This is a genomic window from Aeromonas sp. 602396 (genome assembly GCF_049173735.1).
Taxonomy (GTDB): Bacteria; Pseudomonadota; Gammaproteobacteria; order Enterobacterales; family Aeromonadaceae; genus Aeromonas; species Aeromonas veronii_A.
On record NZ_JAAKSD010000005.1, the window covers coordinates 75,460 to 101,667 of the forward strand.

The window sequence follows — 26,208 nt, forward strand, 5'->3', positions numbered from 1 at the left end:
GCCGCACAATACCCGCCTCTGGCAGGAAAAAACGCAAAGGCAGTGCGATACCGTATCGGCAGCGTGCTGCGCCCATGCATAGCCAGTGTCGTGATGGCACCATGCCCGCATGCGCCAGATGATGCGTTGCAAAGGGTGCAGCAAAAGCGGTTCGAGTGTACCCTGCGCAACACAATTTTCCCCAACGCAGATCAAGAGTGAGTCGCCCCAGATGCAAGATCCCGTTCGTCAGAGCATGTTGGCCCGCATGGGCATTCAAAGCTGGCAACTGCGTCGTCCGGCATTGCTGGGTGCAGATCTCGTACCCGAGCTTGCGCAAGATGCCGTGCAGCCCGACCAGACAGCACCGGCCACCCGCGCTCCGCTGCCCAGCGGCAAACTCTGGTTGCTGGCGCCTCAGCTGCCTGCCACCACGCTGCTGGCGGATATCTGCCAGCTGCTCGGCATGACCCCCGACGAGGTCTCACTGCTCAGCGAGCTGCCGCCTGCCAACCTGCAAACGGCGGATGCCTCACCGCTGCTCTGGCTGACGGAGGCCAACCCGGAACGACCCGATGCGTTGATCTGTCCGCTGGACCCCAGTGCCGCACAAAAGCGCGCCCTGTGGCAACAACTACGCCGACACCTGGCGAACAGTACGGCATGATCCTGCATCATGCCTTCAACGCCCTCTTGGAAGCCGCTCTTTTTACCTGATTTTACAAAAGTCGTCTTTGCCAACCCCGACATCCTCCACCCAGTCACCCGGAGTCAACATGCCTGAGTTTCGTCCCCTGCTCGAAGCCGATTTCGACCTTGTCTATCCCATAGAGCAGGCCGCCCACAAGGAGCCCTGGAGCCAGGCCAACCTGCTATCCTGCTTCGGTCCTCGCTATCTCAACGGCTTGATGCTGGTCGATGGTCGCCCGGCCGGCTTCTATATCTCGGATCTGGTGGCCGGAGACAGCTCGCTGATGAATATCTGTGTCCACCCCGAATTTCAGGGCAAGGGGTTGGGACGGACACTGCTGCAAGCCTACCTGACTCGCAGCAAACAAGCCGGGGCAGAGGCCTGGTTTCTCGAGGTGCGGGCAGGCAACCAGACCGCCATCAACCTCTACGAGAGCGCCGGCTTTGCCGAGTATTGCCGCCGCGCCGACTACTACGGCACCGGCAATGATCGGGAAGATGCGGTACTGATGTCCCGCCTGTTCGATTTCGGCTGATCCAGCCTGTTCGTCGTGCCCAAGCCTTTTGTCCCCCCTCAATCGAGGGGGGCGTTGTCCAGCGCGGGATCCTGCAAGGCTAGGGTGGTATGCACTACCGCCTCGAATCCGGCACCGGAGAGCGGCATATAGAAGCCCCGCAGCCAGGTTTTCCCCGGCATCCAGATCTGCTGTATATCCACCACTATCTTGATCGGTTTGAGGGGTTGACCCGGCTGCTGGATATAGATGCCGGGCGGTGTGGCCACCTTGGGAAAACGGCGCAGGATCTGTTCACTACCATCCCCCTTGCCCGGATTGAGCCGCACCTTGACCAATCGGCTCAACGGCACTCTCATCTCTTCACTGCGCCAGAAGCGTTCGTTCAATGCCTTGCAGCGACGGCACTTGGGGGTCTCCAGCACATAGAGCAGTGGATAGCCCAACGCCAGCGCCTGTTGCTGCGCCTGCTGATACCCCTCGGCCCCCTGATACCAGGGATTGGCGGGCCCCTGTGATGACGTTCCGGCAAAGAACCAAAACGCAGCGCCCCCCACCACCATCAGCCCGACCGCGGCCAACGCCCCTTTCACCCACAGATTCATATCGTTAACCCTCTCTCTGCCTCCTAGCAGTATCGGCCAGTCTGCGCAAAGGGAGAGCTATTTGCACTCTTTGTGATCCAAGACAAACGGCGAACACTTGTAAGCTGTAATGTTGGAGTTTAAACTCTAGCCCGATTTTTAGTGCCCTCGCGGGCGTACAACTGTAATTAAAGGATGTTTAACTGATGCCGAAGCTTCATCTGGTTCGACTGATGCGTGAACGTATTGCCCAGCTTGGCAACAAGGCTGCCCTGCGGGTTCAGCAAGATGGCCAGTGGCGCGCCATCGGCTGGCGTACTCTGGGCCAGGCCATGGACTACTGCGCACAGGCGCTGATCCGTGCCGGCCACCAGCCAACCGAGATGGTCGGCATCTATGCCCGCAACATGCCGGAATGGACCCAGGCCGATCTGGGCATCTTGGCCGCCCGCGGCGTCAGCGTCCCTATCTACCCCACCAGCACGCTCGATCAGCTGCGCTACATCGTCAAAGATGCCGGCATCAAGGTACTGTTCGTTGGCGAACAACCCCAGTTCGATCAGGCGCTGCAACTGATTGAAAGCGGCGAGATCCGCCAGCTCATCGCCCTCGACGGCAACGTCAATCTGCGCGGCTGCGAGCAGGCGAGCCACTTCCAGACATTTCTGGTCTCCGGCAACCATCAGCCCAGCGAGCAGGAACTGCGAGTACGGGAAACCCAGTACCGGATGGATGACCTGCTGACCCTGATCTATACCTCCGGCACCACCGGCGAACCCAAGGGGGTCATGCTCGACTTCAGCAACATCGCCGCCTGTTTCGAGATGCACAACAGCCGCCTCGATCTGAACGAGCAGGATGTGTCGCTCTGCATGCTGCCGCTCAGCCACGTGTTCGAGCGGGCATGGAGCTACTACGTGCTCTATTGCGGCGCCGAGAACGTCTATATCCGCGATCCGCAGAAGGTGATGGATGTGATTGGCGAGGTGCAGCCGACCGTGATGTGCGCCGTGCCGCGCCTTTACGAGAAGGCCTACGCCATGATCCAGGCCAAGGTGGCTCAGGCTCCGGCTCTGCGTCGTGCCCTGTTTGGCTGGGCGACCAAGGTAGGAAAACAGATGGTTGCCACCCGTCAGGCGGGCAAGTCCGCCTCCCCGCTGCTCTACGGCCAGCTCTGGCTCGCCGAGCGACTGGTGTTTCGCAAGCTGCGCGCCCGTTTTGGCGGCCGCACCCGCTTCCTGCCGGTGGCGGGCGCCCGTCTGGCCGACGATGTGAACCTCTTCTTCCAGGCGATGGGGCTCAACCTCAAGTACGGCTACGGCATGACCGAAACCACCGCCACTGTCTGCTGCTACGAAGACAGCCAGTTCAAGTTGGGCTCCATCGGCACGGCACTGAACGGCATCGAAGTGAAGCTGGGTGAGAACAACGAACTGCTGGTGCGCTCCCCCACAGTAATGCGCGGCTACTACAACAAGCCGGACGCGACCGCCGAGGTGATGACCGAGGATGGCTTCCTGCGTACCGGCGATGCCGGTGAGCTCGACAGCCAGGGCAATATCTACTTCACCGAGCGACTCAAGGAGCTGATGAAGACCTCCAACGGCAAGTACGTGGCCCCGCAACTGGTGGAAGGGACCATCGGCAAGGATCGCTTTATCGAGCAGATCGCCATCGTCGCCGATGCCCGCCACTTCGTCTCGGCGCTGATCGTCCCCTGCTTCGAGTCGCTGGAGGAGTACGCCCGCTCCATCAACCTGCAGTACCAGTGCAAGACCGAGCTGCTGCGCCACTCCCGGGTGATGGAGTTCTTCGAAGCCCGCATCGCCGACTTGCAAAAAGAGCTGGCCAAGTTCGAGCAGGTGAAGAAGTTCACCCTGCTGCCGAGCGCCTTCTCCATGGAGCTGGGTGAACTCACCCCCACCATGAAGCTGCGCCGCAAGATCATCGAGGCCAAGTACCAGAGTGAAATCGAGGCCATGTATAACCACGTCTGATATCGCTCAGGTTCAGAGAAATAAAAAAGCCGCTCACTCGAGCGGCTTTTTGTTGGCACTTTGGTTGGTACGAACCCGCCTTCAGGCCGGGGTCTTACTGGTCCCGAAGTAGTCGGCCAGGAAGTCATCGAACGACAGGCTGTCGCTGCGCTCGCGTTCGCGCTGTTTGGCCAGCGAATCCTTCGCCTCACCGGCAAAGTAGGCCTCATCCCAGTACTGCAGCTCCCCTGCCAGCAGCTCCTCGCGATAGCGGGTCGCCAGCTTGTCGCCGTAGCAGCCGTTGTCCTTGCCGCTCTCCAGCAGCTCCTTGAGCATGCGGGCGGAATAGGTGAGCTCGGGGTTGAGCAGCTTCTCGCGGTGCATCGCCAGCGTCTCGCGATAGCGGTTGCGGCCGCAGCAGCGATCCAGCAGATCAGCCACCTGAGCCAGCTCGTCGAACAGTTTGAGGCCGTACTCTTTGAGGCCAATGGCATTGCCCTGCTCATCTTCCAGCGTCAGGCCGGGACGACGCCCTTCCAGCACCACCTTGTTCTGGTTGCTGCGGTTGCGAGCAATCTCCTCGTCACTCAGCACCGGAGAGGGGCGCAGCAGGCACCAGACCAGGAACAGATCGAAGAAGCGGATCTGATCCGCATCGATACCGAGCGGGGTGAAGGGGTTGACGTCCACGGTGCGCAGCTCGATGTATTCGATGCCGCGCTGATCCAGCGCATCCGAGGGCTTCTCGCCGCTGCGCGGGGTACGCTTGGGGCGGATTGGGGCGTAGAGCTCATTCTCCAGCTGCAACACGTTGTCATTGAGCTGACGATACTCCCCATCCACCTTGACCCCGATCTTGGCAAAGTCAGGATTGTGGGTGTTGATGGCGCGGCGCAGGCTGCTGACATAGGCCGGCAGATTGTCGTGACTGATCTTGAGCCCAGCCTGGGCGCTGTTGGTATAGCCCAGATCGGAGAGACGCAGCGCGGTGGCGTAAGGCAGATAGAGGGTGCCCTTGCCGGTCTTCTCGAACGGCAGGTTGCTCTTGCGCCCTTTGAGGAAGGATTCGCAGATGGCCGGAGAGGCACCAAATAGATAGGGCACCAGCCAGCCGAAGCGGTAGACGTTGCGAATAAGCCCCATGTACTTGTCGGAGATAAAACGCTGGCTGCAACACCCTTCGCACACCAGATCCTGCCACTCGCTCCAGAAGCTGTCGGGCATGGAGAAGTTGAAGTGCACCCCGGCGATCACCTGCATCAGGCTGCCGTAGCGGTTCTTCAAGCCCTGACGGTAGAGAGTCTTCATCTTGCCGATGTTGGAGCTGCCGTATTGGGCCAGCCGGATGCTCTCTTCCCCGCCGACGAAGCAGGGCATGGAGAGCGGCCAAATCCGCTCGTCGCCCAGATGCTGAATCACATGGTGATGGATGTCGCCGAGCTGCTCCATCAGGCTGTCGATGGAGTCAGTGGCCGGGGTGATGAACTCCAGCAGGCTCTCCGAGTAGTCGGTGGTGATATTGGGATGGGTCAGGGCCGAGCCCAGCGCCCGGGGATGGTCACTCTGGGCGAGTCGGCCATCCGGCGTGATGCGCAGGCATTCACGTTCGATCCCGCGCCGGATCCCCTTGAGCGCGGTGAGGCGCTCCGGTGATCCTAACGCATTCAGCAACTCAGTGAGCGACAAGCTTGTTGTAGTCATATTCACGGCTCATGTGAGGCCGCCCCATCCGGGGCGGCTCTTGATTTTTATAAAGCGTCAGTTACGGCAACTGCAGCGGATAGATGGGAAGATGAAGCTCCTTCAGGGGTTTTTCAAGCTTTTGCTTGTCTCCCACCACAACGATCACCATGTCGGCCGGATTGAGCCAACGGGCGGCACTGGCCTTCAGCGCCTCGGGCGACACCGTCTTGATCAGGTTGTTCTGGGCCTGCACATAGTCCGGTTTCAGGTCATACATCACCATCTGCAGCAGGAAGCCCGCCTTCTGGCCGAGGGTCTCGTAGGAGAGGGCATCCTGCTGGGAGACCGCGCTGCGCATATAGGCCAGCTCGACCGGGGTCGGGCCGCTCTTGCGGTAGTTGTCCATCTCCTTGAGGAACTGGCGGATGGCATCCACAGTCGCATCGGCCCGCACATTGGCGCCTGTGGCGAAGGTGCCCACCTCGCGGTTGGCGGAGAAGCCCGAGCTGGCGCCATAGGTGTAACCCTTGTCTTCCCGCAGGTTGAGGTTGATGCGGCTGTTGAAGTTGCCACCCAGGTTGAAGTTCATCAGCCCGGCGGTGAAGTAATCCCCCGTGGTATCAAACGGCATGGCGCGACGGCCGATGCGGATCACCGACTGGGGCGCCCCCGGCTTGTCGACCAGATAGATGCCCGGCTTGGCCTGCTCACCCTTGAGCTTGAGATCTCCCAGGGTTGGCGTTGCCCCCTTCCACTCTGTCAGGAAGCCAAGTTGCTCCTCGATCTGCTTCTGGTCCACATCACCGACCACCACCACTTTGGCGTTGGTGGGGTTGTAGTAGGCCTGATAGAAGTGCTTCACGTCCGCCAGGGTCAGCTTGGCCACATCAGCCGCTACCCCGTCGGTAGGTTGACCGAGGCGGTTCTGCTTGCCGTAGACCAGCTCGCGGAACGCCTGTCCGGCCAGCCACTCGGGCTGCTGCTGGGCCTGTTGCATCCCTTGCAGCAGCTGCGCCTTGACCCGCTCGAAGTCAGCCTCCCGCATGCCCGGGCGCTCCAGTACCTCGCGCACCAGCGCTAGGGTCTGGGGCAACTTGTCCGCCAGCGAGCTGACGGTGATGAGGTTGTTGTACTGGGCGCTGGAGACATCAATGCTTGAGCCCAGCTTTTGCAGCTCGTCGCTCAGCTGAGCCTCGGTCAGGCGCACCGTGCCCTGCCCCATCATGGCGGCGGTCAGATTGGCCAACCCCAGTTGCCCCTTATCTTCGGCACGAATGCCGCCCGGCAGGGCGATCATGATGGAGACGGCCGGGATCTCGTCACTCTTGGTGCCAATGATCTCGATGTTCTTGTCGAGCTTGCCGTGCCAAATGGCGGGCACCTTGACGCTCACCGCCTCGCTCGCCTTGGGCTGCACGCTGCGATCGAAATTGTCTTTTACCGGTCGTTCGGCCAGCGCTTCGTCATGCTTGCTGTAATCCGGCAGCTCGCGCTTGGCGGGGGTAAAGTTCGGGGTGGCAACCTGCCACTCGGTCTTGCCCTTGGGCACCACGCTCAGCACCACCGCAGGCTTGTCGGCGATGAACTTGTCGTAGGCCGCCTTCACCTGCTCAGGTGTCACCTTGCCGATGGCATCGAGAGTCTTGAACACATAGTTGGGATCCTGGGCAAACACCTGACCCATGGCGAGCTGGCTCACCTTGCCGGAGACGCTGTCCAGACCCCAGATGGCGGAGGCACGGTACTTGGCGATCGCCTTCTCCAGATCTTCCGGTTTGAGGCCGCGCTGGGCGAACTCGCCGATCACCTTGTCCACCTCCCCCTTGAGGGTCTTGAGGCTGCCATCCTGCGACGGATTGGGATAGGCGTAGACGGTCAGGGTACAGGCCAGCTCTTCGCAGTAGTGGGACGCCCCCACATCGATCGCCTTGCCGGTTTTCACCAGCGACTGGTAGAGCATGGAGCTGGCGGAACCGCCGAGTACGTCGGCAAACATGTCGAGCGCCGGCTCCTGCGGGTCACCAAGGGAGACAGTGGGGTAACTGATATAGAGCAGCGGCAGGTGCACCTTGTCCTGCAGCGTCACGTAGCGGGTCTCGGGCAGGGTCACCGGCTTTGGCGCCGGCTCGGCCACGTCCGGGCCGCGCGGGATGGAGCCGAAGTACTTCTCGATCCACTCGAGGGCCTGCTTGCAGTCAAAGTCGCCGCCCAGAGTCAGGGTGGCGTTGTTGGGGCCATACCAGCGCAGGAAGAACTGCTTGAGGTCGTTCACATCGACCCGGTCGAGATCTTCCACGTAACCGATAGGCTGCCAGGAGTAGGGGTGTGTACGCGGATAGAGAGCCTCCCCAACCTTCTCGCTCACCAGCCCGTACGGCTGGTTGTCGACCCGCTGGGCCCGTTCGTTCTTGACGGTGGCGCGCTGGATCTCGAACTTCTTCTGGCTCACCGCATCGAGCAGGAAGCCCATCCGATCCGCCTCCAGCCAGAGCACTTTTTCCAGCTGGTTGGCAGGCACAGTTTCGTAGTAGTTGGTGCGGTCCTTGTTGGTGGTGCCGTTCATGTCACCACCGGCCTCGTTGATGATCCGCATATGCTCCTGATCACCGACGTGCTTGGAACCCTGGAACATCATGTGCTCGAAGAAGTGGGCGAAACCGGACTTGCCGACCGTCTCGCGGGATGAACCGACGTGATAGGTCACATCGAGGTGCACCAGCGGATCGGAGCGGTCGGGAGCCAGGATCACGGTCAGGCCATTGTCCAGCTTGTACATCTGGTAGGGGATGGCGAGCTTGCCCTCCTCCTTGCCCTGTTCGGCGATCAGGGTCGGTGCCGCCAGCACCGGCAGGGTGAAGCCCAGCAGAATCGTTAAAGGTATGACTTTGTTCACGGTAACCTCGTGAGTGACAAAAACAGGCTAGAAAATGTGACTGGCCAGCAGAAAAACCAGGGCATAACGGAACAATTTGCCGAGCCCGATCAAAATGAGAGAGCGCCAGAAGGAGAGGCGCAGCCAACCGGCCAACAGACAGAGACCATCACCGACCACCGGCGTCCAGGCAAGCAGCAGACACCAGTGACCATGTTGTTTGAGCCAGCCTAAGGCTTTTTGTTCCCCACGGCCTTGAAAATCTTCCGGTTTTTTCTTGAAGGTGGCGAGCCAGCCGAGCCACCAGGTAGTCATGGAACCGAGGGTATTGCCCAGCGTCGCCCACAGCAGCAGGCTAGCCATGCTCCACTCCCCCTTGGCCGCCATGGCCCCCAGCAGCACTTCCGAGCTGCCGGGCAGCAGGGTGGCGGAGGTGAATGCACTTAAAAAGAGCCACCCCAGCCCCATCTCCATCATCTCGCTCATCCGGGATAGCCATCGGCCGCAGGCATGCGCAGCAGCAGCTTGCCGCGTACATGGCCCCCTTCGATGGCCTGATGGGCCAGCGCCCCCTCAGCCAGAGCGAACTCACCGGCGAGGGTGACCTTCACCTCCCCCTGACGCAGCAGCATCAACATCTGACCCAGCTGCTTCTGGTCGGGGTGAACCAGCATGCCGACCACCTCGATACCCGCCGCAGCCCCAGCATCCTTGATCTGCTGGGCGGTAATGGTAGGCACAGTCACCAGGCGGCCACCCGGTTTGACGCAGGCCAGCGCCGCCTTGCCGCTCTCGCCGCCCACCAGATCCAGCACCAGATCGACCTGACTGGCCTCTGCCACCACCTGTGCTGGCCAGTTCGCATCATGGTAATCCACCATCCAGCGCGCCCCCAGTGCGTGCAGGAAGCCATGGTTGTCGGGGCTGGCGGTGGCCACCACCTCGGCGCCATAAGCGCTGGCAAACTGCACCGCCAGATGGCCGACGCCACCGGCACCGGCGAGGATCAAGACCCGCTGACCGCTCTGGAGGCCGCCGTGCTCAAGCAGCCCCTGCCAGGCGGTGAGACCGGCCAGCGGCAGCGCCGCCCCCTGCTGCAGGCTCACTCCGTCGAGCTTGACCAGCTCGCCTTCGCTTGCCACCACAGACTCCCCGTAGCCACCGGCAGCGAGGGGAAAACCGACCATGCCGCACACCAGATCCCCCTCGACCAGCGAGGTCACGCCGGGGCCTATCTTCTCCACCACGCCGGAGATGTCATAACCCGGCGTCCAGGGCAGCTTGTCCTTGTTCTGGGCCGCCGCCCAGCCAAGACCGGCGCGGGTTTTGGCATCGATGGGATTGACCCCCGCAAAGCAGATGCGTACCCGCACTTCGCCATCGGCTGGCACCTTATCGAGGGAAGGGTTGAGCTTGAGTACCGAGGGGTCACCGAATGCGGTAATCTGTAGTTGCGTCATTGCACAATCCATCCTGTTGATTGATCAAGGGTCAACAGAATAACAGCGAGGACACCATGGCTCGAATGTTTCTTATTCCTCTGTTGCTGGCACTGGGGTGGTGGGCATTTCTGCTCTACTTCCGCATCCCGCTCAAACAGGGGGCCAAGGGGTTTTACTGGATCATCGGCATCGGTGGCGGACTGGCCGCCTTCCTCAGCCTGATGATGGTGCTGACTCACTGAGTGCCACAGCCACTCGATAACGAAAAAGGCCACCGCGTTCCGGTGGCCTTCTCACTATTCGGGTTGCTGCTCCAGCGCCGGATTTAGGTAGTAGTGTCGATTGCTCCCCTGCCCCAGCACCCCTTGCGACAGCAGATGGTGGAACACCCGATCCACCTCCTCCAGCGAGAGTGACAAAGCCTGTGCCACCGAGCGTTTGCTGCACTTGAGCTCACCGCTCACCAGCGCACCGCGCACCTGCGCCAGCACCTCGGGGGCGGGCTCGGGCGGCAGCATGGGCTCAGGCTGGGCTGCCATCGCCAACGCCTCCTGCGCCTCTCTGCGAGCTTGATCCTGCTGCCAGCGCCACATCCGGCGAAAGCGGTTCTCCTCGCCGATCAGGCTGACGAAAAAGGCACCGAACACGTCGAGCAGCACCGAGAGGAAGCAGACCAGCAGGAACTGCACCTGACTGATGCTCATCCCTACCCCGTCCGCCAGACTGCTCATCAGCCCCAGCATGGAGGATTGTTCGTTGACCGGCTTGGCATCGCGCTGCTGACGCAGCTCATCCTGCTGCAAGCGCAGCTTGGTGTTGGCGTGCTGCAACGAGGAGACGCCACTGGAGATGCGCTCCAGCTCGATGTATTTGCGGGCCGCCTCCTCGTTGAGCTGGATCTGCCGCTCGATGCTGGCGATCTGCTCGTCGAAACGGGCAAGCTCCCGCTCGTGGCGCGCCTGCTGGCTCAACACCGTATTGGTGGCGCTGTTGATGCCACCGATACTGCCGCCGATGGATATGGCCGCCAGCACGCTGTAAAACAGCAGCGACCAGAGAGCACCACTCAAATCCCGCCGCGCCTTGCGCTCGCCGTACTCGTACCAGACGTAAAACTTGCCCAGCTCGAAGATGATGGCCAAGCCGCCGAACAGCCACTTCATCAGCGGGTTGTCATCGATGGAGAGGAACAGCAGCAGGGAGAAGATAATGGAGGCCAGAATGGCCAATCCGGTAAAACTGTATACCGTCGTCAGAGCGAACCACCCCTTGGGGTAGCGCTGTGTGGAGGAGTCCTGTGTGGTCATGATGAAGGGGTGTGCTGTGCAGGAAAAGTTGGCTGCCGATTATAGTCGCCAGACTCGCACAGAGAAGGGCAAATGACTGAATTCCTTCAGATTGGCAACCAGCTGCCCAGAGTGCGACCAAAACGGACAAATCGGCAGCAGAAAAGCGATACAATTCCTCCCTGACTTGATCATGTGGTGAGATGAGGTGCGATTCCGCCCGGGTTCAGCCCAGATCCGTACACTCATCCACCGTTGCAATTATCCGAGGCCATCATGAACAGTACGACCACCTTGCTACTCTCCCTTCTTCTGGTTACCGGCGGCGCCGCTGCGACACAGCAATATCCAGAGAGCGGTGGCACCGAATTTTCCGTCGATGAGCTTAAATTCAATCTGGACTGGGATGACAAACAGTTCGGCTGGACCCAGAACGACTGCCTCACTCTGGATATCGGGGAGACCTCCTCCGTCGACTGCAAGGCGGTCAAATTCAATCTGGAAGATGAAGAGAATCGCAACCAGCCACCGAAAACCAACCAGGTCCCTGCCAACTCGCAGAGCGACCAGTAACAACAGGAGTACCCTTGCGATGACCCAAGCTAAACACAACCCCGTTATCCGACGCGGCGCCCTGCTGCTTTCCCTGCTCATGGCGCACGGCATCGCGGTTGCGGCACCGCCAAGCAAAAATAGCGATGGCATCAAGATCTCCGGTGATGACATCAAGATCAATCTCGACTGGGATGACAAGGAGTACGACTGGTGGCAGGACAACTGTCTGGATCTTGGCATTGGCGACAGCCGGATCAAACTCAACTGCGACAAGATGGATGGCAAGTACCGGGATCACTACAACCGCAGCATCCACAGCGGCAATAACCCGGGACAGGGTCACGACAAACAGAAGGATAAAAACAAGGGTAACGGCAAGAAAAACTGACCCCCCCTTTCCTTATCCAGCAGGGGCCTGGCGCCCCTGTGCTGATTGTTTTACCAATAATTCTCCGCACTGATATTGCCCGGTGCCCGCCGCAGATTCTTGGCCAACCCCAGCGCCAGCAAGGTTTGCTGGGTCTCTTTCACCATCTCCGGATTGCCGCAGATCAGCACTTGGCTCAGCTCGGGTGAGAACTCCAACCCCACTCGAGCCTGCAGCTGACCATTGGCGATAGTCGCCGGGATCCGCCCTGCCATTGCATCGGGCCAAGGCTCGCGGCTGACAAAGGGGACATAGCAAAAACGCTCGCCATATTGCTCGGCAAAGCTGGCGATCAAATCCTGATAGCTCAGCTCTTCGCCTTTGCGCACCCCGTGCACCAGCACCAGATTCTCGAAACGGTTGAAGGCTTCCCCATCTGCCAACATGGAGAGGAAGGGGCCGATGGCAGTGCCGGTCGAGAGCAGCCAGAGATCGCGCCCGGCGGGCACCTCATCCAGCGTCAGGAAGCCGGTGGCCTGGGATTGCACCAGCAATGTATCGCCCGCTTGCAGCAAGCCAAGGGACGGAGTCAGCTCACCGCTCGGGATCTCGACCAGATAGAACTCGTGGTATGGCGCAGAGGGGGGATTGACGAAGGAGTAGGCGCGCTGAATGCGGCGATCGCCCTGCTCGAGGGCCAGCTTGGTGAATTGGCCTGCCTTGTAGGGGACCAGCTCGGCCGCTACCCGCAGGGAGAACAGGGTGGGTGTCCATTCGATGCGTTCGATGACGCGACCTTCTACCCAAGCCATAAGGATCTCCTCCAGTGGAACAGACCTTCACTCTACCCCCGGGCCGGAAAATAAAAAACCCGCGCAAGAGCGCGGGTTTTTTCTGCAAAAGCGAATCGCTATTACAGGGCAACAACCTGGATCTGTACGGTTGCTTTAACGTCAGCGTGCAGCTGAACAGCAACTTCGTAGTCACCGGTGTTACGCAGAACGTTGCCCATGCGGACTTCGCTCTTGGCAACGGCTACGCCGGCAGCAGTGATGGCTTCAGCCACGTCACGGGTACCGATGGAACCGAACAGCTTGCCTTCGTCGCCAGACTTGGAAGCGATAACCACGGTAGCCAGTTCGGCCAGCTTGGCAGCACGCTCTTCAGCAGCAGCTTTGTTGGCAGCCAGTTTGGCTTCCAGCTCAGCGCGACGAGCACCGAAAGCTTCGATGTTGGCTTTGGTGGCCATAACAGCTTTGCCTTGCGGGATCAGGTAGTTACGGGCATAACCAGATTTCACGGAAACTTGGTCACCCAGACCGCCCAGTTTGGCGATTTTGTCGAGCAGGATAACTTGCATTACCTTTCCTCTATAAATTTCGTTGAGTTAGGCTTAAGTGCCGGGCCGATTCTTACTTGTTGTGCAGATCGGTGTACGGCAGCAGAGCCAGGTAACGAGCACGCTTGATGGCGCGTGCCAGCTGACGCTGATACTTGGCGCGGGTACCGGTGATACGGCTCGGTACGATCTTGCCAGATTCAGTGATGTAGTTTTTCAGAGTAACGATATCTTTGTAGTCGATCTCGGTAACGTTCTCGGCGGTGAAGCGGCAGAACTTACGACGACGGAAATAACGTGCCATGGCCTTTATCCTCTAGTCAGTGATCCAGAATTACTCTTCGGAAGCAGCTTCAGTAGCTTCTTCGCGGCGCTCGTCGTCACGACGGGTGAAGCGCTCTTCTTTGGCCTTGGCCATCGGAGAAACTTCAGTCACTGCGTGCTTGGTGCGCATGATCATGTTGCGGATAACGGCATCGTTGAAGCGGAAGTTGGTTTCCAGCTCATCGATAACGGCTTGCTCTGCTTCTACGTTCATCAGAACGTAGTGGGCTTTGTGCAGTTTGTCGATCGGGTAAGCCAGCTGACGACGGCCCCAATCTTCCAGGCGATGAATGGTACCACCGGAGGTGGTGATGGCGCCGGTGTAACGCTCGATCATGCCGGGAACTTGCTCGCTCTGGTCCGGATGAACCATGAAGACGATTTCGTAATGACGCATTTTAGCTCCTTACGGATTAATTCAGCCTCCGCCCAGGTGCAGCCAGACCTCGGAGGCAAGGAACATAAAGGTGTTTAGTCGCTGCTTTTCTAGGGCGGCGTATTGTACGAAATCACATCCCTCACTGCAACTGACCGCTTTAAATGTTTTTCCCGATGGAAATCATCAGAAACAATAATTGATAATGATTATCACTTAGATCTATTCTCTCTCCATATCCTTATGGAGGGTGATGCCATGCAACCCGCACTGACGACTACGATTCCAGCCCGCAAATTCAAGCTAACCCTGCTCGGGCCTGCCTTTATCGCCGCCATCGGCTATATCGACCCGGGCAACTTCGCCACCAATATTCAGGCGGGCTCTACCTTTGGCTACCAACTGCTCTGGGTAGTGGTATGGGCAAACTTGATGGCCATGCTGGTGCAAACCCTCTCGGCCAAACTCGGTATCGTCACCGGCAAGAATCTGGCGGAGCACATCCGCGACCGACTGCCAAAACCGGCGGTCTGGGCCTACTGGGTGCAGGCAGAGATCATCGCCATGGCCACCGACCTCGCCGAATTTATCGGCGCCGCAGTCGGCTTCAAGCTGCTGCTTGGCGTGACCTTGCTTGAAGGGGCCTGCATCACCGCCGTGGTGACCTGGGGGATCCTGATGTTGCAATCCCGCGGCCAGAAACCGCTGGAGTTCGTGGTCGGTGGCCTGTTGCTGTTTGTCGCGGCGGCCTACATCGTCGAGCTGATCTTCTCCCGCCCCCATCTGCCCAGCATGCTGGAGGGCGCCCTCTTCCCCGGTCTGCCCAACAGCGATGCCGTCTATCTGGCCGCCGGTGTGCTCGGTGCTACCGTGATGCCCCACGTTATCTACCTGCACTCGGCACTGACCCAGCACACGCAGGATCAGGGTTCAGTCAGCCAGCGGCTGCACACCACCCGGGTCGATGTGGCGATTGCCATGACTATCGCCGGCTTCGTCAATCTGGCGATGATGGCGATGGCGGCCGCCGCGTTCCACAGCACGGGCCACCAGCAGGTAGCGGAGCTGGAATCCGCCTATCAGACCCTCACTCCCCTGCTGGGTCAGGCAGCAGCCACCCTGTTTGGCCTCTCGCTGGTCGCATCCGGCATCAGCTCTACCGTGGTAGGGACCCTGGCCGGGCAAGTGGTAATGCAGGGTTTTGTCCGCTTTACCATCCCGCTCTGGCTGCGTCGCGCCATCACCATGGCTCCCGCCTTCGTGGTGATCGCCATGGGTCTCAACACCACCGAAATTCTGGTACTGAGTCAGGTGATACTGAGTTTTGGCATCGCGCTGGCCCTGATCCCGCTGTTGATGCTGACCGGTGATCGGGCGCTGATGGGGCAACATCGCAACCATCCGGTCACCCAGGCCATAGGCCGTCTTATCGTTGCACTGGTTATCGGGCTCAATGCCTACCTGCTGGTCGCCATGATCTAGCAACCAGTCACCAAACAGGAGGCTCATTAACACTGGTTAATGAGCCTCCTCGCACTTTGGCGTATGCTGCCGCTTTCTCTTCTCATCTATCGTTGCGGGAGCCTTGCCATGGAACATACCCGAGTCAGCTTCGTACTGAGCCATCATCAGGAGCAGGCCAGCGTGGTCTGCTGCCAGCGCGGTGAAACCACGCTGCTGGTCACCGACCTCACCCCCTTTCATCCCCAAAGCCATCTCTGGCCCGATCAGCCGGGGGATGTGGGTCATGCTCGCTGGGAAGGTAGCGAAGCCGCTATTGGCCCTTGCCGGATGGGGGCTATCAGCCCGGATGGCGAGCTGTTCGTCGACAGCGCCATTCCGGTCAAGCGGGGGGCTGAGGGATGGCAGTTCGTGGTGGTACACCCCTTGGCGGGCGAGCACAGCTTGCCTGTCGGCAGTCGGGTCGAGTTACAGGTCGATAGCGCAGCACGCCACGCCCTGAGTCTGGGCCACAGCGGTTGCCATCTGGCGGCACTCGCCCTCAACCGGATTCTCACTCCTTACTGGCGTAAAGAGGTGAGTGAGCGCGATGCACTGGGCCAACCCGACTTCGACCGTCTCGCCATCCAGAGTTCACGAGTCGAGCCTTGCGGTTCGCGGGAGCAGTACCGCATCGGCAAGAGCCTGCGCAAGAAGGGAGTCAACAGCGAGGCACTGCTGGCGGATCTGGTGCTGATTGAAGAGAAGGTCAACCAGCAGCTGGCCGACTGGATTGCAGCCGGGGGCGAGATCCGCCGTAGCCGCGCAGGCGAGGCGATCATCGATTCGCGCTACTGGCACTGCATGCTGGAAGATCAGGAGGTGACCATCCCCTGTGGCGGTACCCATGTTACCTCGCTCGCCGAGTTGGGAGAGGCCAAGGTACAGCTCACTCTGGTGGAAGAGGGCTTTGCCATGCTGACCCGGGTCACGCCAACCGACGCCTGAGTCGCAGACTTGACCACTCAGGGCTAACGCCCAAATTGGCAATAGAGAAGTATCGCAAAGAGGGCGCATCATCATGCCCCTCAACGCCAGTCATGACGGGCCGATGCTTCTCTTTTAACCACTCCCTGATTAGAATGCGCCTCCCACAGGAGGCACATCACCCATGAGTAGTACCCAACTACGCACCACCCCGGATCGACTTCGTTATCTGGTTCTCTACGAAGGCATCGGGCTGGCACTGGTCGCACCGCTGATCAGCCAGCTGTTCGGTCAGGGCGTCGCCGAGGTCGGTTCGCTGGCCATCTTCTTCTCCATCGTCGCCACCGCCTGGACCTATGGCTGGAACCTGTTGTTCGACAAGGGGTTGCTCAAACTTTGCGGACGCACTAACAAGCGACCACTGGACCGCTTCCTGCACGCGTTTGGCTATGAGGCGAGCTTTATGATGCTCTCCCTCCCCTGCGTCATGTTCTGGCTCGATTTGGGAGTGTGGGACGCCCTGATGCTGGATCTCGGCTTCGTCGCCTTCTACCTCGTCTACATCATGGTCTTTACCTGGGCCTATGAGCGGATCTGGCCGCTGCCATCCAACCCGCAAACGGCATAAGGCCTCAGCCGCAACGAGGCCGACAAAAGGAAAAGTCAGGAAGGATGGGAGAATCCCATAAAAACAATGCCAGTCAGCAAGCTGACTGGCATTGGACAAAACAGACTTTCGGACTTACTTGACGGCGTCTTTCAGAGCCTTGCCAGCCACGAATGAAGGCACGTTGGCAGCAGCAATCTGGATCTCTTTACCAGTTTGCGGGTTACGACCGGTGCGGCCTGCGCGGTGGGTGACCTTGAAGGTGCCAAAACCGACCAGTTGCACAGCATCGCCTTCTTTCAAGCTCTGGGTAATACCATTGATGATCTCTTCCAGAGCCACTTTGGCCTGAGCTTTGCTCAGATCTGCTTTGGCGGCAATCGCATCGACAAGTTGAGCTTTGTTCATAACATTTCCTTTATGATCGGGCATTTAGCGCTGGGTCACTCTATGCAAAAAAAAACGCACAGGCAAAGCCTTTATCGAGCCGAACGCGTCAAACGCTGGGGTTTTCATCAAGATCTGCGGAAATAGTCACATTCCACACGCGAAAAACCGTGAGCAGGCCTGAAACCTGCTAGCACGCAGACACAATCCGCTGGCTATTTCTTCGCCACTTAACATTATCCCCCCATGGCTATTGACGCTTGCCCAGATTTTCCCTAGTTATAGGTTGTGTCACTGCTCAAACGGCTCGGAATACCGAACAATCGGCCAGCCTTTGCCCCACGGAGGGATAGGGATTATGTTGACGAAACTGGAACAGACCAAGCAGGCGCTGGCAGGCAAGCATAAGGCTATCGACGACTGGCTGGATGCAAGGCAAGCGTTGCTGGTTGGATACATGCAGCTGGCAGGCCTCACTCCGGCGCGGACCAAGCAACGCAGCCTGCCCAAAACAGAAGAGCTGCATCAGTTTTGCGACCGCCTGGTCGACTATGTCAGTGCAGGCCATTTCGAGATCTACCACCACGTCGTCACCGCCTTCGAGCAAGCCAGCGGCGAAACACTGGAGCTGGCCAAGCGCATTTATCCCCATATTCGTGCCACTACCGAGTTTGCCCTCGAATTCAACGACAAATACAGTGATGCCGACGAGGCCCAACTGCTACTGCTCGATGATGACCTCAACGAATTGGGCCCGGTACTGGAGGATCGCTTCAAACAGGAAGATCGCCTGGTCAAGGCACTCCATGTGGTGGAGTTCCTCAGTGCCCAGCAAGCCTGATTGCTATTTTCGGAGCAAGTTCAAGATACTGGCAGCCAAGGTGCATTACACTCAGAGCAATGATTCCCTGTGTCCAGCTGATTCCAAACTAGGAGATGAGCATGTCTGAGCGCCGCCGTTTTGCACGGATCCTCTATTTGACCACGGCCGAACTCACCCAGGGGGAGCACAAGTGGCAGACTCAGCTTGTCGACATATCCCTGCAGGGCGCCCTGTTAATCCGACCGGATGATTGGGAGAGCCGTGACAACAAGGAGTACCAGCTCAGTTTTGTCCTGAGTGGCAGCGACATCGAGATCAAGATGCAGGTCGAGCTAACCCATGAAGCCAGCAAGAAGCTGGGGTTCTACTGCCACCACATCGACATCGACAGTGCCACCCACCTCAAGCGGATGATAGAGCTCAACGTAGGTGACGAAGAGCTGCTGCATCGGGAGCTGGAACAGCTGTTGAACGAGCATCAGGAGCACAACCAGTCGTAACGACGCCCGGCCAGACATGGTGCTCTTTTCTGTTCATTCAGCCTCTATTGCTACGGTTATAACGCCTCGAGCGCCTCTGATAACTTCTTGACCGGCACCACTTCCATCCCCTCGATAGGATGCTTGGGGGCATTGGCGTGCGGCACGATGGCACGACGAAAACCGTGTTTGGCCGCTTCCTGCAGCCGCTCCTGACCAGAGGGGACAGGACGGATCTCCCCTGAGAGCCCCACTTCGCCAAACACCACCAGATCCTTGGGCAGCGCCTGATCCCGGAAACTGGAGACCATCGCCAGTAGCAGCGCCAGATCCGCACTGGTCTCCTCGACCTTGACCCCGCCAACCACGTTGATGAAGACATCCTGATCCGCCATCTGCAGCCCACCGTGACGGTGCAGCACCGCCAGCAACATGGCGAGCCGGTTGTGATCCATCCCCACCGCTACCCGACGCGGGTTGGAGAGCTGGGAGTAATCCACCAGCGCCTGCAACTCCACCAGCAGCGGCCGGGTGCCCTCCCAGATCACCATGACGATGGAACCGGGCGCCTGCTCCTGCCCCCGACTGAGGAAGATGGCGGAGGGATTGCTCACCTCGCGCATCCCCTGTTCAGTCATGGCAAAGACCCCCAGCTCGTTGACCGCACCGAAGCGGTTCTTGTGAGAGCGCAGAGTCCGAAAACGGGAGTCATGGCCACCGTCAAGCAGCACAGAGCAGTCGATGCAGTGTTCCAGTACCTTGGGGCCAGCCAGACTGCCATCCTTGGTCACATGACCCACCATGAAGATGGCCACATGGTTCTGCTTGGCGTAACGGGTCAGTAACGCTGCTGCCTCACGCACCTGTGAGACCGAACCGGGAGAAGATTGGACATCCGCCACATGCATCACCTGAATGGAGTCGATCACCATGATCTGCGGCTGCTCCTGCTGGGCAATCAGGCAGATCTGCTCAACGCTGGTCTCGGAGAGCATCCGTAGCTTGTCGGTAGGCAAACCAAGGCGGTTGGCCCGCATTGCCACCTGCTGGAGCGACTCCTCACCGGTGACATAGAGAGTTTTCATCCGCTCTGCCAGACCACACATGGTCTGCAGCAGCAGGGTCGATTTACCCGCCCCCGGGTTACCACCGATCAGAATCGCCGAGCCGGGCACCACACCGCCACCAAGCACCCGATCCAACTCCTTGAAACCGGAAGTAAAACGGGGGATTTCGGTGGTGGCGATCTCTGCCAGTGTCTGTACCTGACTGCCGACCGCGCCGGCATAACCGGTGTAACGGGCACTCTTGCCTGCGGGAGTGACGGAGCCAAGGCGTACCTCGGTGATGGCATTCCACTCCTTGCACTCGCTGCATTGACCTTGCCAGCGTGTGAAGTCGGCACCACATTCGGAACAAACATAAGCAGTTTTATTTTTAGCCATTGATAACTCGGGGACAGGATGAATTCCTGCTTGATATACTTGTTTGCGACCGACAGATCAAACCCAGAATCGGAAAAGTGACTTTCCGTGGCAGGAACACATGGATTCAGTACACCAACAACATCTGATTGAACAACTTGTACCCCTGCTGCGGGAGAAAGATTTCGAAGAGATCTTCAACCGTCTGACCCAGGACGAAAACAGTAACGGCCGTTTTCTGATCAAGATGGAGCTCAATCGCAAATGCTCCCCTTGCCGCAGGGTTATCGACATGCGCGATGAACTGGAGGACGAGTGCCTGGTGCACGAGTTCGACGGTATCACCCACTTTATGCCGGCCGAGGCCATCGGACTGTTTCAGTCCCAGTGCTATCTCTACCGTGACGCCTATACCCTTGGCGTTTACGAAGCGCTGCAACAATGGCAAAAGAACCATCACCACGCCCGGGTGGATGGCCTGCTGCAACCCCCTGTCAGCCCCTTCCGGCAATACGACGTCAACACCATCGTCTTTGCCAGTTACTACGGGCGACGACAAGAGCGGATGCACTTTAGCTCGCCCTTGCTCATCAAACTTCATGACGGGGAGAAGTTGTTCGCCAAAAGTTCCGATCTTTCCCTCGGCGGCATGAGAGTCTCGGTCCCCTATTTGCCCAATTACCAGACCGGCGCTCAGGTCGAGGTCTTCTTTACCGGGCTAGAGCGGGATCACCCCAATCCGGTGCTGCATCAGCCGGTCGGTTACCAGATCCTCGGTGAAGAGAGCAAGGAAGGGAAGTATTGGCTGAGGCTGGTACGCTCCGGTGAGCAGCCCGCCTTCGATGCCTTCCTCAGCGACTTTATCGAAGCCAACAAGATCCGCTATCGGGTCAGCGTCGACTATCTGCTCTCCGCCGCCATCATCAAGGGATATGAGCAGTTCTACCTGCCACGGATGACCGGCATGCCGCTCTTCTTCAGCACAGGAGATTGTCCCTCACTCGAGATAGCACTGCGCACCGAGAACAACCAGCACCTGCTGGAGTATTGGCGCGACGAGAAAAACCGCGATGCCCTGGCGGGACTCTTCTCAGCAAAACGGATGAAACGCCTCTGCCCTGCTCCCGGCACCACGACCGAAACCCTCATCTACTGCTTCACCCACACGGTACGCAGCCATATCTATTTCTTCTCTGCCACTGCTGAAGAGCTGCGCCAGAGTGGTCTCACCGCCCTCTTCTTCCAGGTGGGCTCCCGACGTCCCAGCTGGCGTGTCTACAAGTTTTCACTGGAGGCGTGTGAATCGCTGGAGGCAGATGTAGGGCAGTTGCAGGGGGTCGAAAATTCGCAACTGCAGGATATTCTGTTACTCGAACGTCTCAAACTGATTGGGTATTGCGGCCTGCTGCAGGAGATCAGTCTGGAGTCCCAACGGGAGGAGTTCCGCCCGGAGGGCGAGCTGGGCAATAATGCCAATGAATTGCAACGTTTTGGTCACGAGCTGGGCGTTGCCCCCTTCGAGATTGAATCCCTGCACTATGTCCAGTTGCGCAAGGAGCTGCGCTATATCCACAAAACAGCCGTTGCCATCCATCACAATGGCAAGTCATGGCTTGGCTGGACCCGAGATATTTCTGCCCATGGCCTGCAGGTCGAGCTGGAAGATGCCTTTATCGGCGAGAAAAACGATGTGGTGACCATCGCCCTGCCCCGTCTGCAGGAGTTATCCAAGAGCATGGATCTGCAGCATCTCTCCTACCGGCTGGTTAGTCTCAACATGACTCGCACCGTGCTGCACCTCTGTATCGACGGGGATTCCGATCGTCATACCGGTCGTCAGTTCTTCAGCCTGCTGATCGAGAGCAACCAGAACAAGCTCAAGGCGGCGCAGGAGCAGCGCCGTTATCGCGGACTGGCGCGAGCCCTGCGCAATATTTACACCCACCACCTGTTCAACTCACCGGTCTATATCAACAAACTGAAGGGTGCCCCCAAGCCAGCCGCCATCGGCAAGTCACTCACTCCACGCAGCCTGCAACAACTGTTAACCGCCTGTGCCGAGCAACCTGAGCAGGAGAACCTCTATCCGCTGTTTCAGGGGGAGTTGTTCAAGGAGCTGCTGATGAATCCGTTGCGAGCCATCGAGCGGGAGGACAAACCGCGTGAAGATGAGGTCTATATTGCCAGCATCCAGACCAAGGCGGGCCTCCCCATCTTCACCAGCCGCCTCGCCAGCAGCTTTAGCAACCTAAAAGAGAAGCGCCAGTTCATCGAGCTGGCACTGCAGCAGGGAGAATTCTACTCGGTGCTGGTCGGCATCTCCCGCACCGGACGCCCCGACACCAACTTCATTGCCAATGAGCTGGACTACATCGCCAAGTTCGCCATTCACAAGGCAAAGCGGCTGGAAGAGGAGTTGTGGAGTGTCGTGGGGGTTGGCGAGCTGACCGACACCACCCAGGCAACTCTGTTCCGGTTCGGCATCACGCAGCCGCCCCGCTGATCCCATCGACACGGGCGCACTATGTGCCCTGTTTTTTGTCATGCTGCCTGCGGATTGAGCAGCCATTCCAGGATCCGGGGAAAGTGATCCTCCTGCGCCTGCGGGGCGGTCAGCATATTGATGTGGTCATAGTCAAGCCGGTTGCCATTATCACGCCCCAGGCGGGTGTGACGAGCAGCCGAGCCTATCTCGTCGCTGAAACGGCGCACATCGGTCGGATGGCCCAATACCTTGTCGGCTCTGGCAGAGATCATCCAGAGTGGCGGCCAGTTGACCCGTGCCGCCCCCTCGTCATAGGCAAAACCGTCGTGAGGATCCCGCCAGGGGCCACACTTGACCCAGGGGATGGTCTCCTGCAGATAGCGCAGCGGCTCGTCGTCAGCACCGATCTTCAGAGTACGAGCCGCCAGAAAACCACGGCGGCGAGCCAGCCAGGGGGCCAGCCGATTCCAGATCAGATCCACCTTCAGCCAGCGCTCGGGATTGTGCACCGACACACCGCGCTTGGTGCCAAAAAACAGCAGACTGGCCACCTGATCCGCCAGCTCGGGGAAGCGCACCAGGGTCGAGGCCATGATGACACCGCCCCAGGAGTGGGCCACCCAGTGCACCTTGAAGCCATGATGGCACTCGGCAATCCAGCGATGCAGGGCGGGCAAGTCCTCGGTGATTAGCTCGTGCTGGCCGTGCTCCGCCAGCTCGGCGATGGCCGGAGTGCTGAGCCCCCGTCCCCGCAAATCAGCCACATAGACCTGATAGCCGTGGCGGGCCAAAAAACAGGCCAGCCCCTTGCCCGATTCGGTGTAAAAGATGCGGCCGTTCTCGATGGCGCCGTGCACCATCAGGATCGGCTCGCCATGCACGGCGACCCGGGGTTTGATGTGGCGAACATGCAGTTGATGGGCGCCACAGGGGATAAACAGAGACTGCTGCAACAATTCCATTTTTATTGGTTTCCTCCTTGAAACACAGTCAGCGCTTGTCCCAGCGTTGTTCGCTGCAGGCCCGCGCCGCCAGCAGGCAGATCACCCCCTCCAGATCGTGATGATTGAGGGTGGCCGCAGCCTGCGCCCGCACCAGCGGCTTGGCATGAATAGCAATCCCAAGACCTGCCACGCCCATCATCTTGAGATCGTTAGCACCATCGCCGATGGCCACGGTCTGGGCGGCAGCAATGCCGTACTCCTGAGCAAGCTGCTGTAACACCTCGGCCTTGACGCTGGCATCAACGATGCGCCCGCTCACCTTGCCAGTCAGCTGACCCCCTTCCACCGCCAGCTCGTTGGCGAAGATAGCATCGAGCCCCAGCGCCTGCTGCAACTCGCCGGCAAAACGGGTAAAACCGCCGGAGGCGATGGCCACCTTCCAGCCAGCCTCTTTGAGGGTATCGACCATCAGTTGCAAGCCGGGCATCCACGGCATGTTGGCGGCCACCTCGTCGAGAATGGTGACCGGCGCTCCAGCCAGCAGGGCCACCCGGTTGCGCAGACTGTCGGAGAACTCCAGTTTGCCCTGCATGGCAGCAGCTGTTACCGCCGCCACCTGATCGCCGACCCCCGCCAGCCGCGCGATCTCGTCGATGCACTCGATACGGATCGCGGTGGAATCCATGTCCATCACCAACAGGCCGGGTTCGCTCAGGGTGGGTAGTGCCGGCAGGTGGCAGAGATCGATCTCCCACTCACCGCTCTTGAGCTCGGCCACCAACTCGGAAGAGAAGCGATCGCAGCCAAGCAGCAGCAGCGGCACCTCCGTCACCTCGGTGGGAGGATAGAGGGTGGCCACCAGCCCCTGCGCAGCCAACAGTGGTGACAGATGCGTCAGATGGGAGGCGCCCAGCCCCTTGCCAAACAGTACCAACCAGCCGCCCGCCTGCGGGGTCTCTGTCGGTTGCAACGCATCGGCGTTGAGCTGCCAACAGGGTGAGCCGGACAACAACGCAGGCCAATCGGATAACAGAGGGGGGAGCCGGGACAACAACATAAGAGATACGCCTTCCTTGGTGATCAGGGGGTTAACAATGCTGACCCAGAGTAGCGTATTGCTTTTTGCGCAGGCAAGCGCCAAGATCCGGCACTCATTGTCAGCATGAGGTCTCGCGCTTGCAGCGTCATCTTCCCATCAAACGTGTACTCAGTCTGGTAGCCGGCCTGCTGCTCGGCTGCTGGGTACTGGTTGTTCTCCTTCATATGCAGGGAGAGAGCCAGGCTGCGCTGCACACCGAAGCACGCAACCGCGCCCAGGCACTGGTCGCCTATGCTGCCCGCGACATGAAGCGCTGGCTCAAGGAGGAGAACAGCAGTGAGCTGGAACGGCTGGCCCGGGATCTGGCGACCGAGCCGGAGATCCTCGATGTCACACTCTATGATGGACGCGGCATTCCCCTCGCCCAGTCGGAACAGGCCGTACCGCTGGAGAGCCTGCTACCCATCGGTGACAATAACAAATCGATGCCGGAACAAGGCAAGGGGCGGATCCAGTTCGTACAGGAGGTCCTGGATGGCGATCAGACACTGGGCTACCTGCGCATCACCCTGGAAGAGCAGCAGATGCTGGCGGACAAGGACACCAGACTCAAAACGATTCAGGAGAAACAGCGGCTGATATTGCTGATTGCGCTGCTGGCAGGTCTGCTTATCTCCTATGGCATTCGTCGCAACTATATGCGAGTGCGCAAGCACAAAAAACGAAGTCCTCCACCCTCCCCGCCGCCAACCAACAATGATGCGGCGCAGTAAACGGATAAAGAAACGGCGACCAGAGGTCGCCGTTTTTGCATGGTTCCAGAGGCTGCGGGATTAGTTGTCGCCCAACAGGACGGAATCCAGCGCGATTTCGATCATATCGTTGAAGGTCAGCTGACGCTCTTCAGAGGTGGTCTGCTCACCGGTACGGATATGGTCGGAGACGGTGCAGATGGTCAGCGCCTTGGCACCGTACTCTGCGGCCACGCCGTAGATACCGGCGGCTTCCATCTCGACACCCAGGATGCCGTATTTTTCCATGACGTCGAACATGGAGGGGTCCGGGGTGTAGAACAGGTCGGCGGAGAAGATGTTACCGACGCGCACGGCAACGCCCTTGTTCTTGGCGGCCTGCACGGCATTGGCAACCAGGTCGAAGTCAGCGATGGCAGCGAAGTCGTGATCCTTGAAGCGCAGACGGTTTACTTTGGAGTCGGTGCAGGCACCCATACCGATCACCACGTCACGCAGTTTCACGTCTTCACGCACGGCACCACAGGAGCCCACACGGATCAGGGTCTTCACACCGTAATCGGTGATCAGCTCTTTTGCGTAGATGGAGCAGGAGGGGATACCCATGCCGTGGCCCATTACGGAGATACGACGGCCCTTGTAGGTACCGGTAAAGCCGAACATGTTGCGCACGTCGCAGATCTGCTCGACGTTCTCCAGGAAAGTTTCAGCGATGTACTTGGCGCGCAGGGGGTCGCCCGGCATCAGCACGGTATCAGCAAAGGCGCCATCTTTCGCATTGATATGAGGAGTTGCCATTCTCTTGATTCCTTCACACTAGGTTGAGTTTTATTGTTTTATAAATTGCCCGCCG

General features: G+C 59.3%; 28 protein-coding genes. 13 read left to right on the forward strand and 15 right to left on the reverse strand.

Annotation, left to right across the window (positions count from 1 at the left end; all coding sequences use genetic code 11):
* The first annotated feature begins 211 nt into the window (after positions 1-211).
* Together G5229_RS08430 and rimI are read left to right on the forward strand one after the other, a co-directional pair.
* Entirely contained in the window at positions 212-646 is a 435-nt protein-coding gene (locus tag G5229_RS08430) for a DNA polymerase III subunit psi (protein ID WP_421208951.1), read from the forward strand.
* A 109-nt stretch (positions 647-755) separates the two neighbouring features.
* A complete protein-coding gene (rimI, locus tag G5229_RS08435; protein WP_421208952.1) occupies positions 756-1,205 on the forward strand; it encodes a ribosomal protein S18-alanine N-acetyltransferase in 450 nt (149 codons plus the stop codon).
* A gap of 38 nt (positions 1,206-1,243) precedes the next feature.
* Here the strand turns inward: rimI and G5229_RS08440 are convergent, their stop codons facing one another.
* Positions 1,244-1,747: a hypothetical protein gene (locus G5229_RS08440; RefSeq protein ID WP_421208997.1), complete on the reverse strand. Its 504-nt coding sequence runs from the start codon at positions 1,745-1,747 to the stop codon at positions 1,244-1,246.
* A gap of 227 nt (positions 1,748-1,974) precedes the next feature.
* Between G5229_RS08440 and G5229_RS08445 the strand changes: the two genes are divergently transcribed.
* Positions 1,975-3,765, forward strand: a complete 1,791-nt coding sequence (locus tag G5229_RS08445; RefSeq protein ID WP_136502264.1) for an AMP-dependent synthetase/ligase — start codon at positions 1,975-1,977, stop codon at positions 3,763-3,765.
* Positions 3,766-3,846: 81 nt separating this feature from the next.
* On the opposite strand, the gene gshA is transcribed toward G5229_RS08445, so the two are convergent.
* The 4 genes from gshA to G5229_RS08465 form a co-directional block, all read right to left on the reverse strand.
* A complete protein-coding gene (gene gshA / locus G5229_RS08450) occupies positions 3,847-5,445 on the reverse strand; it encodes a glutamate--cysteine ligase (protein WP_342401529.1) in 1,599 nt (532 codons plus the stop codon).
* A 61-nt stretch (positions 5,446-5,506) separates the two neighbouring features.
* A complete protein-coding gene (locus G5229_RS08455) occupies positions 5,507-8,320 on the reverse strand; it encodes a M16 family metallopeptidase (protein ID WP_421208953.1) in 2,814 nt (937 codons plus the stop codon).
* Positions 8,321-8,347: 27 nt separating this feature from the next.
* Positions 8,348-8,785 (reverse strand): YqaA family protein, encoded by a 438-nt coding sequence (locus G5229_RS08460; RefSeq protein ID WP_005348990.1) that lies wholly within the window; start codon positions 8,783-8,785, stop codon positions 8,348-8,350.
* Positions 8,782-9,759: an NADP-dependent oxidoreductase gene (locus tag G5229_RS08465; RefSeq protein WP_236758185.1), complete on the reverse strand. Its 978-nt coding sequence runs from the start codon at positions 9,757-9,759 to the stop codon at positions 8,782-8,784. Before G5229_RS08465 ends, G5229_RS08460 begins: the two co-directional genes overlap by 4 nt.
* Positions 9,760-9,815: 56 nt before the next feature.
* Between G5229_RS08465 and G5229_RS08470 the strand changes: the two genes are divergently transcribed.
* A complete protein-coding gene (locus G5229_RS08470) occupies positions 9,816-9,983 on the forward strand; it encodes a hypothetical protein (protein ID WP_005308905.1) in 168 nt (55 codons plus the stop codon).
* A 54-nt stretch (positions 9,984-10,037) separates the two neighbouring features.
* Here the strand turns inward: G5229_RS08470 and G5229_RS08475 are convergent, their stop codons facing one another.
* Entirely contained in the window at positions 10,038-11,048 is a 1,011-nt protein-coding gene (locus tag G5229_RS08475) for a Preprotein translocase subunit SecY (RefSeq protein ID WP_421208954.1), read from the reverse strand.
* A 255-nt stretch (positions 11,049-11,303) separates the two neighbouring features.
* Here G5229_RS08475 and G5229_RS08480 point away from each other — a divergent pair, with 255 nt between their 5' ends.
* Together G5229_RS08480 and G5229_RS08485 are read left to right on the forward strand one after the other, a co-directional pair.
* Positions 11,304-11,600: a hypothetical protein gene (locus tag G5229_RS08480; protein ID WP_040067567.1), complete on the forward strand. Its 297-nt coding sequence runs from the start codon at positions 11,304-11,306 to the stop codon at positions 11,598-11,600.
* A 19-nt stretch (positions 11,601-11,619) separates the two neighbouring features.
* Positions 11,620-11,970 carry a hypothetical protein gene (locus tag G5229_RS08485; protein ID WP_042053367.1) on the forward strand — a complete coding sequence of 117 codons (351 nt, stop codon included), beginning with the start codon at positions 11,620-11,622 and terminating at the stop codon, positions 11,968-11,970.
* A gap of 50 nt (positions 11,971-12,020) precedes the next feature.
* On the opposite strand, the gene G5229_RS08490 is transcribed toward G5229_RS08485, so the two are convergent.
* The 4 genes from G5229_RS08490 to rpsF all read right to left on the reverse strand — a co-directional run bounded on the left by G5229_RS08490 (position 12,021) and on the right by rpsF (position 14,009).
* A complete protein-coding gene (locus G5229_RS08490; RefSeq protein WP_421206095.1) occupies positions 12,021-12,761 on the reverse strand; it encodes a ferredoxin--NADP reductase in 741 nt (246 codons plus the stop codon).
* Positions 12,762-12,862: 101 nt separating this feature from the next.
* A complete protein-coding gene (gene rplI / locus G5229_RS08495) occupies positions 12,863-13,309 on the reverse strand; it encodes a 50S ribosomal protein L9 (RefSeq protein ID WP_005340490.1) in 447 nt (148 codons plus the stop codon).
* A gap of 52 nt (positions 13,310-13,361) precedes the next feature.
* A complete protein-coding gene (rpsR, locus tag G5229_RS08500) occupies positions 13,362-13,592 on the reverse strand; it encodes a 30S ribosomal protein S18 (RefSeq protein WP_005308890.1) in 231 nt (76 codons plus the stop codon).
* A 30-nt stretch (positions 13,593-13,622) separates the two neighbouring features.
* Entirely contained in the window at positions 13,623-14,009 is a 387-nt protein-coding gene (rpsF, locus tag G5229_RS08505) for a 30S ribosomal protein S6 (RefSeq protein WP_005308887.1), read from the reverse strand.
* Positions 14,010-14,246: 237 nt separating this feature from the next.
* On the opposite strand from rpsF, the gene G5229_RS08510 reads away from it, so the two are divergent.
* From G5229_RS08510 to G5229_RS08520, 3 genes are all read left to right on the forward strand, one after another.
* Positions 14,247-15,470, forward strand: a complete 1,224-nt coding sequence (locus G5229_RS08510; protein ID WP_421208955.1) for an Nramp family divalent metal transporter — start codon at positions 14,247-14,249, stop codon at positions 15,468-15,470.
* A gap of 108 nt (positions 15,471-15,578) precedes the next feature.
* On the forward strand, positions 15,579-16,436 hold the full coding sequence (locus tag G5229_RS08515; protein ID WP_421208956.1) for a hypothetical protein: 858 nt from the start codon (positions 15,579-15,581) through the stop codon (positions 16,434-16,436).
* Between the two features lie 163 nt (positions 16,437-16,599).
* Positions 16,600-17,043 carry a PACE efflux transporter gene (locus tag G5229_RS08520; protein ID WP_005358045.1) on the forward strand — a complete coding sequence of 148 codons (444 nt, stop codon included), beginning with the start codon at positions 16,600-16,602 and terminating at the stop codon, positions 17,041-17,043.
* 114 nt (positions 17,044-17,157) lie between these two features.
* On the opposite strand, the gene hupA is transcribed toward G5229_RS08520, so the two are convergent.
* Positions 17,158-17,430, reverse strand: a complete 273-nt coding sequence (gene hupA, locus G5229_RS08525) for a nucleoid-associated protein HU-alpha (RefSeq protein WP_005340484.1) — start codon at positions 17,428-17,430, stop codon at positions 17,158-17,160.
* Positions 17,431-17,767: 337 nt separating this feature from the next.
* Here hupA and rsd point away from each other — a divergent pair, with 337 nt between their 5' ends.
* The gene (gene rsd, locus G5229_RS08530) at positions 17,768-18,250 is read left to right on the forward strand and encodes a sigma D regulator (protein WP_216952872.1); all 483 of its coding nucleotides are present in this window, start codon (positions 17,768-17,770) and stop codon (positions 18,248-18,250) included.
* Positions 18,251-18,351: 101 nt separating this feature from the next.
* Positions 18,352-18,732, forward strand: coding sequence for a PilZ domain-containing protein (locus tag G5229_RS08535; protein WP_216952871.1), 381 nt, complete (start codon positions 18,352-18,354; stop codon positions 18,730-18,732).
* 56 nt (positions 18,733-18,788) lie between these two features.
* Here the strand turns inward: G5229_RS08535 and radA are convergent, their stop codons facing one another.
* On the reverse strand, positions 18,789-20,156 hold the full coding sequence (gene radA, locus G5229_RS08540) for a DNA repair protein RadA (protein WP_421208957.1): 1,368 nt from the start codon (positions 20,154-20,156) through the stop codon (positions 18,789-18,791).
* Between the two features lie 100 nt (positions 20,157-20,256).
* On the opposite strand from radA, the gene G5229_RS08545 reads away from it, so the two are divergent.
* On the forward strand, positions 20,257-22,638 hold the full coding sequence (locus G5229_RS08545; RefSeq protein WP_421206094.1) for a PilZ domain-containing protein: 2,382 nt from the start codon (positions 20,257-20,259) through the stop codon (positions 22,636-22,638).
* A 38-nt stretch (positions 22,639-22,676) separates the two neighbouring features.
* Here G5229_RS08545 and G5229_RS08550 read toward each other — a convergent pair whose 3' ends face one another.
* Both G5229_RS08550 and serB read right to left on the reverse strand, forming a co-directional pair.
* Positions 22,677-23,582, reverse strand: a complete 906-nt coding sequence (locus tag G5229_RS08550) for an alpha/beta fold hydrolase (protein WP_216980100.1) — start codon at positions 23,580-23,582, stop codon at positions 22,677-22,679.
* Between the two features lie 28 nt (positions 23,583-23,610).
* Positions 23,611-24,621 carry a phosphoserine phosphatase SerB gene (serB, locus tag G5229_RS08555; RefSeq protein WP_216952868.1) on the reverse strand — a complete coding sequence of 337 codons (1,011 nt, stop codon included), beginning with the start codon at positions 24,619-24,621 and terminating at the stop codon, positions 23,611-23,613.
* A gap of 119 nt (positions 24,622-24,740) precedes the next feature.
* Here serB and G5229_RS08560 point away from each other — a divergent pair, with 119 nt between their 5' ends.
* Positions 24,741-25,376 carry an AhpA/YtjB family protein gene (locus tag G5229_RS08560; protein WP_266134757.1) on the forward strand — a complete coding sequence of 212 codons (636 nt, stop codon included), beginning with the start codon at positions 24,741-24,743 and terminating at the stop codon, positions 25,374-25,376.
* 60 nt (positions 25,377-25,436) lie between these two features.
* On the opposite strand, the gene deoD is transcribed toward G5229_RS08560, so the two are convergent.
* Entirely contained in the window at positions 25,437-26,153 is a 717-nt protein-coding gene (gene deoD, locus G5229_RS08565; protein ID WP_040096807.1) for a purine-nucleoside phosphorylase, read from the reverse strand.
* Positions 26,154-26,208: the final 55 nt, after the last annotated feature.

What these genes read in the sequence shown, in the direction of transcription:
- G5229_RS08430 (WP_421208951.1), top strand. Translation starts at nt 212, where the DNA reads ATGCAAGATCCCGTTCGTCAGAGCATGTTGGCCCGCATGGGCATTCAA.
- rimI (WP_421208952.1), top strand. Translation starts at nt 756, where the DNA reads ATGCCTGAGTTTCGTCCCCTGCTCGAAGCCGATTTCGACCTTGTCTAT.
- G5229_RS08440 (WP_421208997.1), bottom strand. Translation starts at nt 1,747, where the DNA reads ATGGTGGTGGGGGGCGCTGCGTTTTGGTTCTTTGCCGGAACGTCATCA.
- G5229_RS08445 (WP_136502264.1), top strand. Translation starts at nt 1,975, where the DNA reads ATGCCGAAGCTTCATCTGGTTCGACTGATGCGTGAACGTATTGCCCAG.
- gshA (WP_342401529.1), bottom strand. Translation starts at nt 5,445, where the DNA reads ATGACTACAACAAGCTTGTCGCTCACTGAGTTGCTGAATGCGTTAGGA.
- G5229_RS08460 (WP_005348990.1), bottom strand. Translation starts at nt 8,785, where the DNA reads ATGAGCGAGATGATGGAGATGGGGCTGGGGTGGCTCTTTTTAAGTGCA.
- G5229_RS08465 (WP_236758185.1), bottom strand. Translation starts at nt 9,759, where the DNA reads ATGACGCAACTACAGATTACCGCATTCGGTGACCCCTCGGTACTCAAG.
- G5229_RS08470 (WP_005308905.1), top strand. Translation starts at nt 9,816, where the DNA reads ATGGCTCGAATGTTTCTTATTCCTCTGTTGCTGGCACTGGGGTGGTGG.
- G5229_RS08475 (WP_421208954.1), bottom strand. Translation starts at nt 11,048, where the DNA reads ATGACCACACAGGACTCCTCCACACAGCGCTACCCCAAGGGGTGGTTC.
- G5229_RS08480 (WP_040067567.1), top strand. Translation starts at nt 11,304, where the DNA reads ATGAACAGTACGACCACCTTGCTACTCTCCCTTCTTCTGGTTACCGGC.
- G5229_RS08485 (WP_042053367.1), top strand. Translation starts at nt 11,620, where the DNA reads ATGACCCAAGCTAAACACAACCCCGTTATCCGACGCGGCGCCCTGCTG.
- G5229_RS08490 (WP_421206095.1), bottom strand. Translation starts at nt 12,761, where the DNA reads ATGGCTTGGGTAGAAGGTCGCGTCATCGAACGCATCGAATGGACACCC.
- rplI (WP_005340490.1), bottom strand. Translation starts at nt 13,309, where the DNA reads ATGCAAGTTATCCTGCTCGACAAAATCGCCAAACTGGGCGGTCTGGGT.
- rpsR (WP_005308890.1), bottom strand. Translation starts at nt 13,592, where the DNA reads ATGGCACGTTATTTCCGTCGTCGTAAGTTCTGCCGCTTCACCGCCGAG.
- rpsF (WP_005308887.1), bottom strand. Translation starts at nt 14,009, where the DNA reads ATGCGTCATTACGAAATCGTCTTCATGGTTCATCCGGACCAGAGCGAG.
- G5229_RS08510 (WP_421208955.1), top strand. Translation starts at nt 14,247, where the DNA reads ATGCAACCCGCACTGACGACTACGATTCCAGCCCGCAAATTCAAGCTA.
- G5229_RS08515 (WP_421208956.1), top strand. Translation starts at nt 15,579, where the DNA reads ATGGAACATACCCGAGTCAGCTTCGTACTGAGCCATCATCAGGAGCAG.
- G5229_RS08520 (WP_005358045.1), top strand. Translation starts at nt 16,600, where the DNA reads ATGAGTAGTACCCAACTACGCACCACCCCGGATCGACTTCGTTATCTG.
- hupA (WP_005340484.1), bottom strand. Translation starts at nt 17,430, where the DNA reads ATGAACAAAGCTCAACTTGTCGATGCGATTGCCGCCAAAGCAGATCTG.
- rsd (WP_216952872.1), top strand. Translation starts at nt 17,768, where the DNA reads ATGTTGACGAAACTGGAACAGACCAAGCAGGCGCTGGCAGGCAAGCAT.
- G5229_RS08535 (WP_216952871.1), top strand. Translation starts at nt 18,352, where the DNA reads ATGTCTGAGCGCCGCCGTTTTGCACGGATCCTCTATTTGACCACGGCC.
- radA (WP_421208957.1), bottom strand. Translation starts at nt 20,156, where the DNA reads ATGGCTAAAAATAAAACTGCTTATGTTTGTTCCGAATGTGGTGCCGAC.
- G5229_RS08545 (WP_421206094.1), top strand. Translation starts at nt 20,257, where the DNA reads ATGGATTCAGTACACCAACAACATCTGATTGAACAACTTGTACCCCTG.
- G5229_RS08550 (WP_216980100.1), bottom strand. Translation starts at nt 23,582, where the DNA reads ATGGAATTGTTGCAGCAGTCTCTGTTTATCCCCTGTGGCGCCCATCAA.
- serB (WP_216952868.1), bottom strand. Translation starts at nt 24,621, where the DNA reads ATGTTGTTGTCCCGGCTCCCCCCTCTGTTATCCGATTGGCCTGCGTTG.
- deoD (WP_040096807.1), bottom strand. Translation starts at nt 26,153, where the DNA reads ATGGCAACTCCTCATATCAATGCGAAAGATGGCGCCTTTGCTGATACC.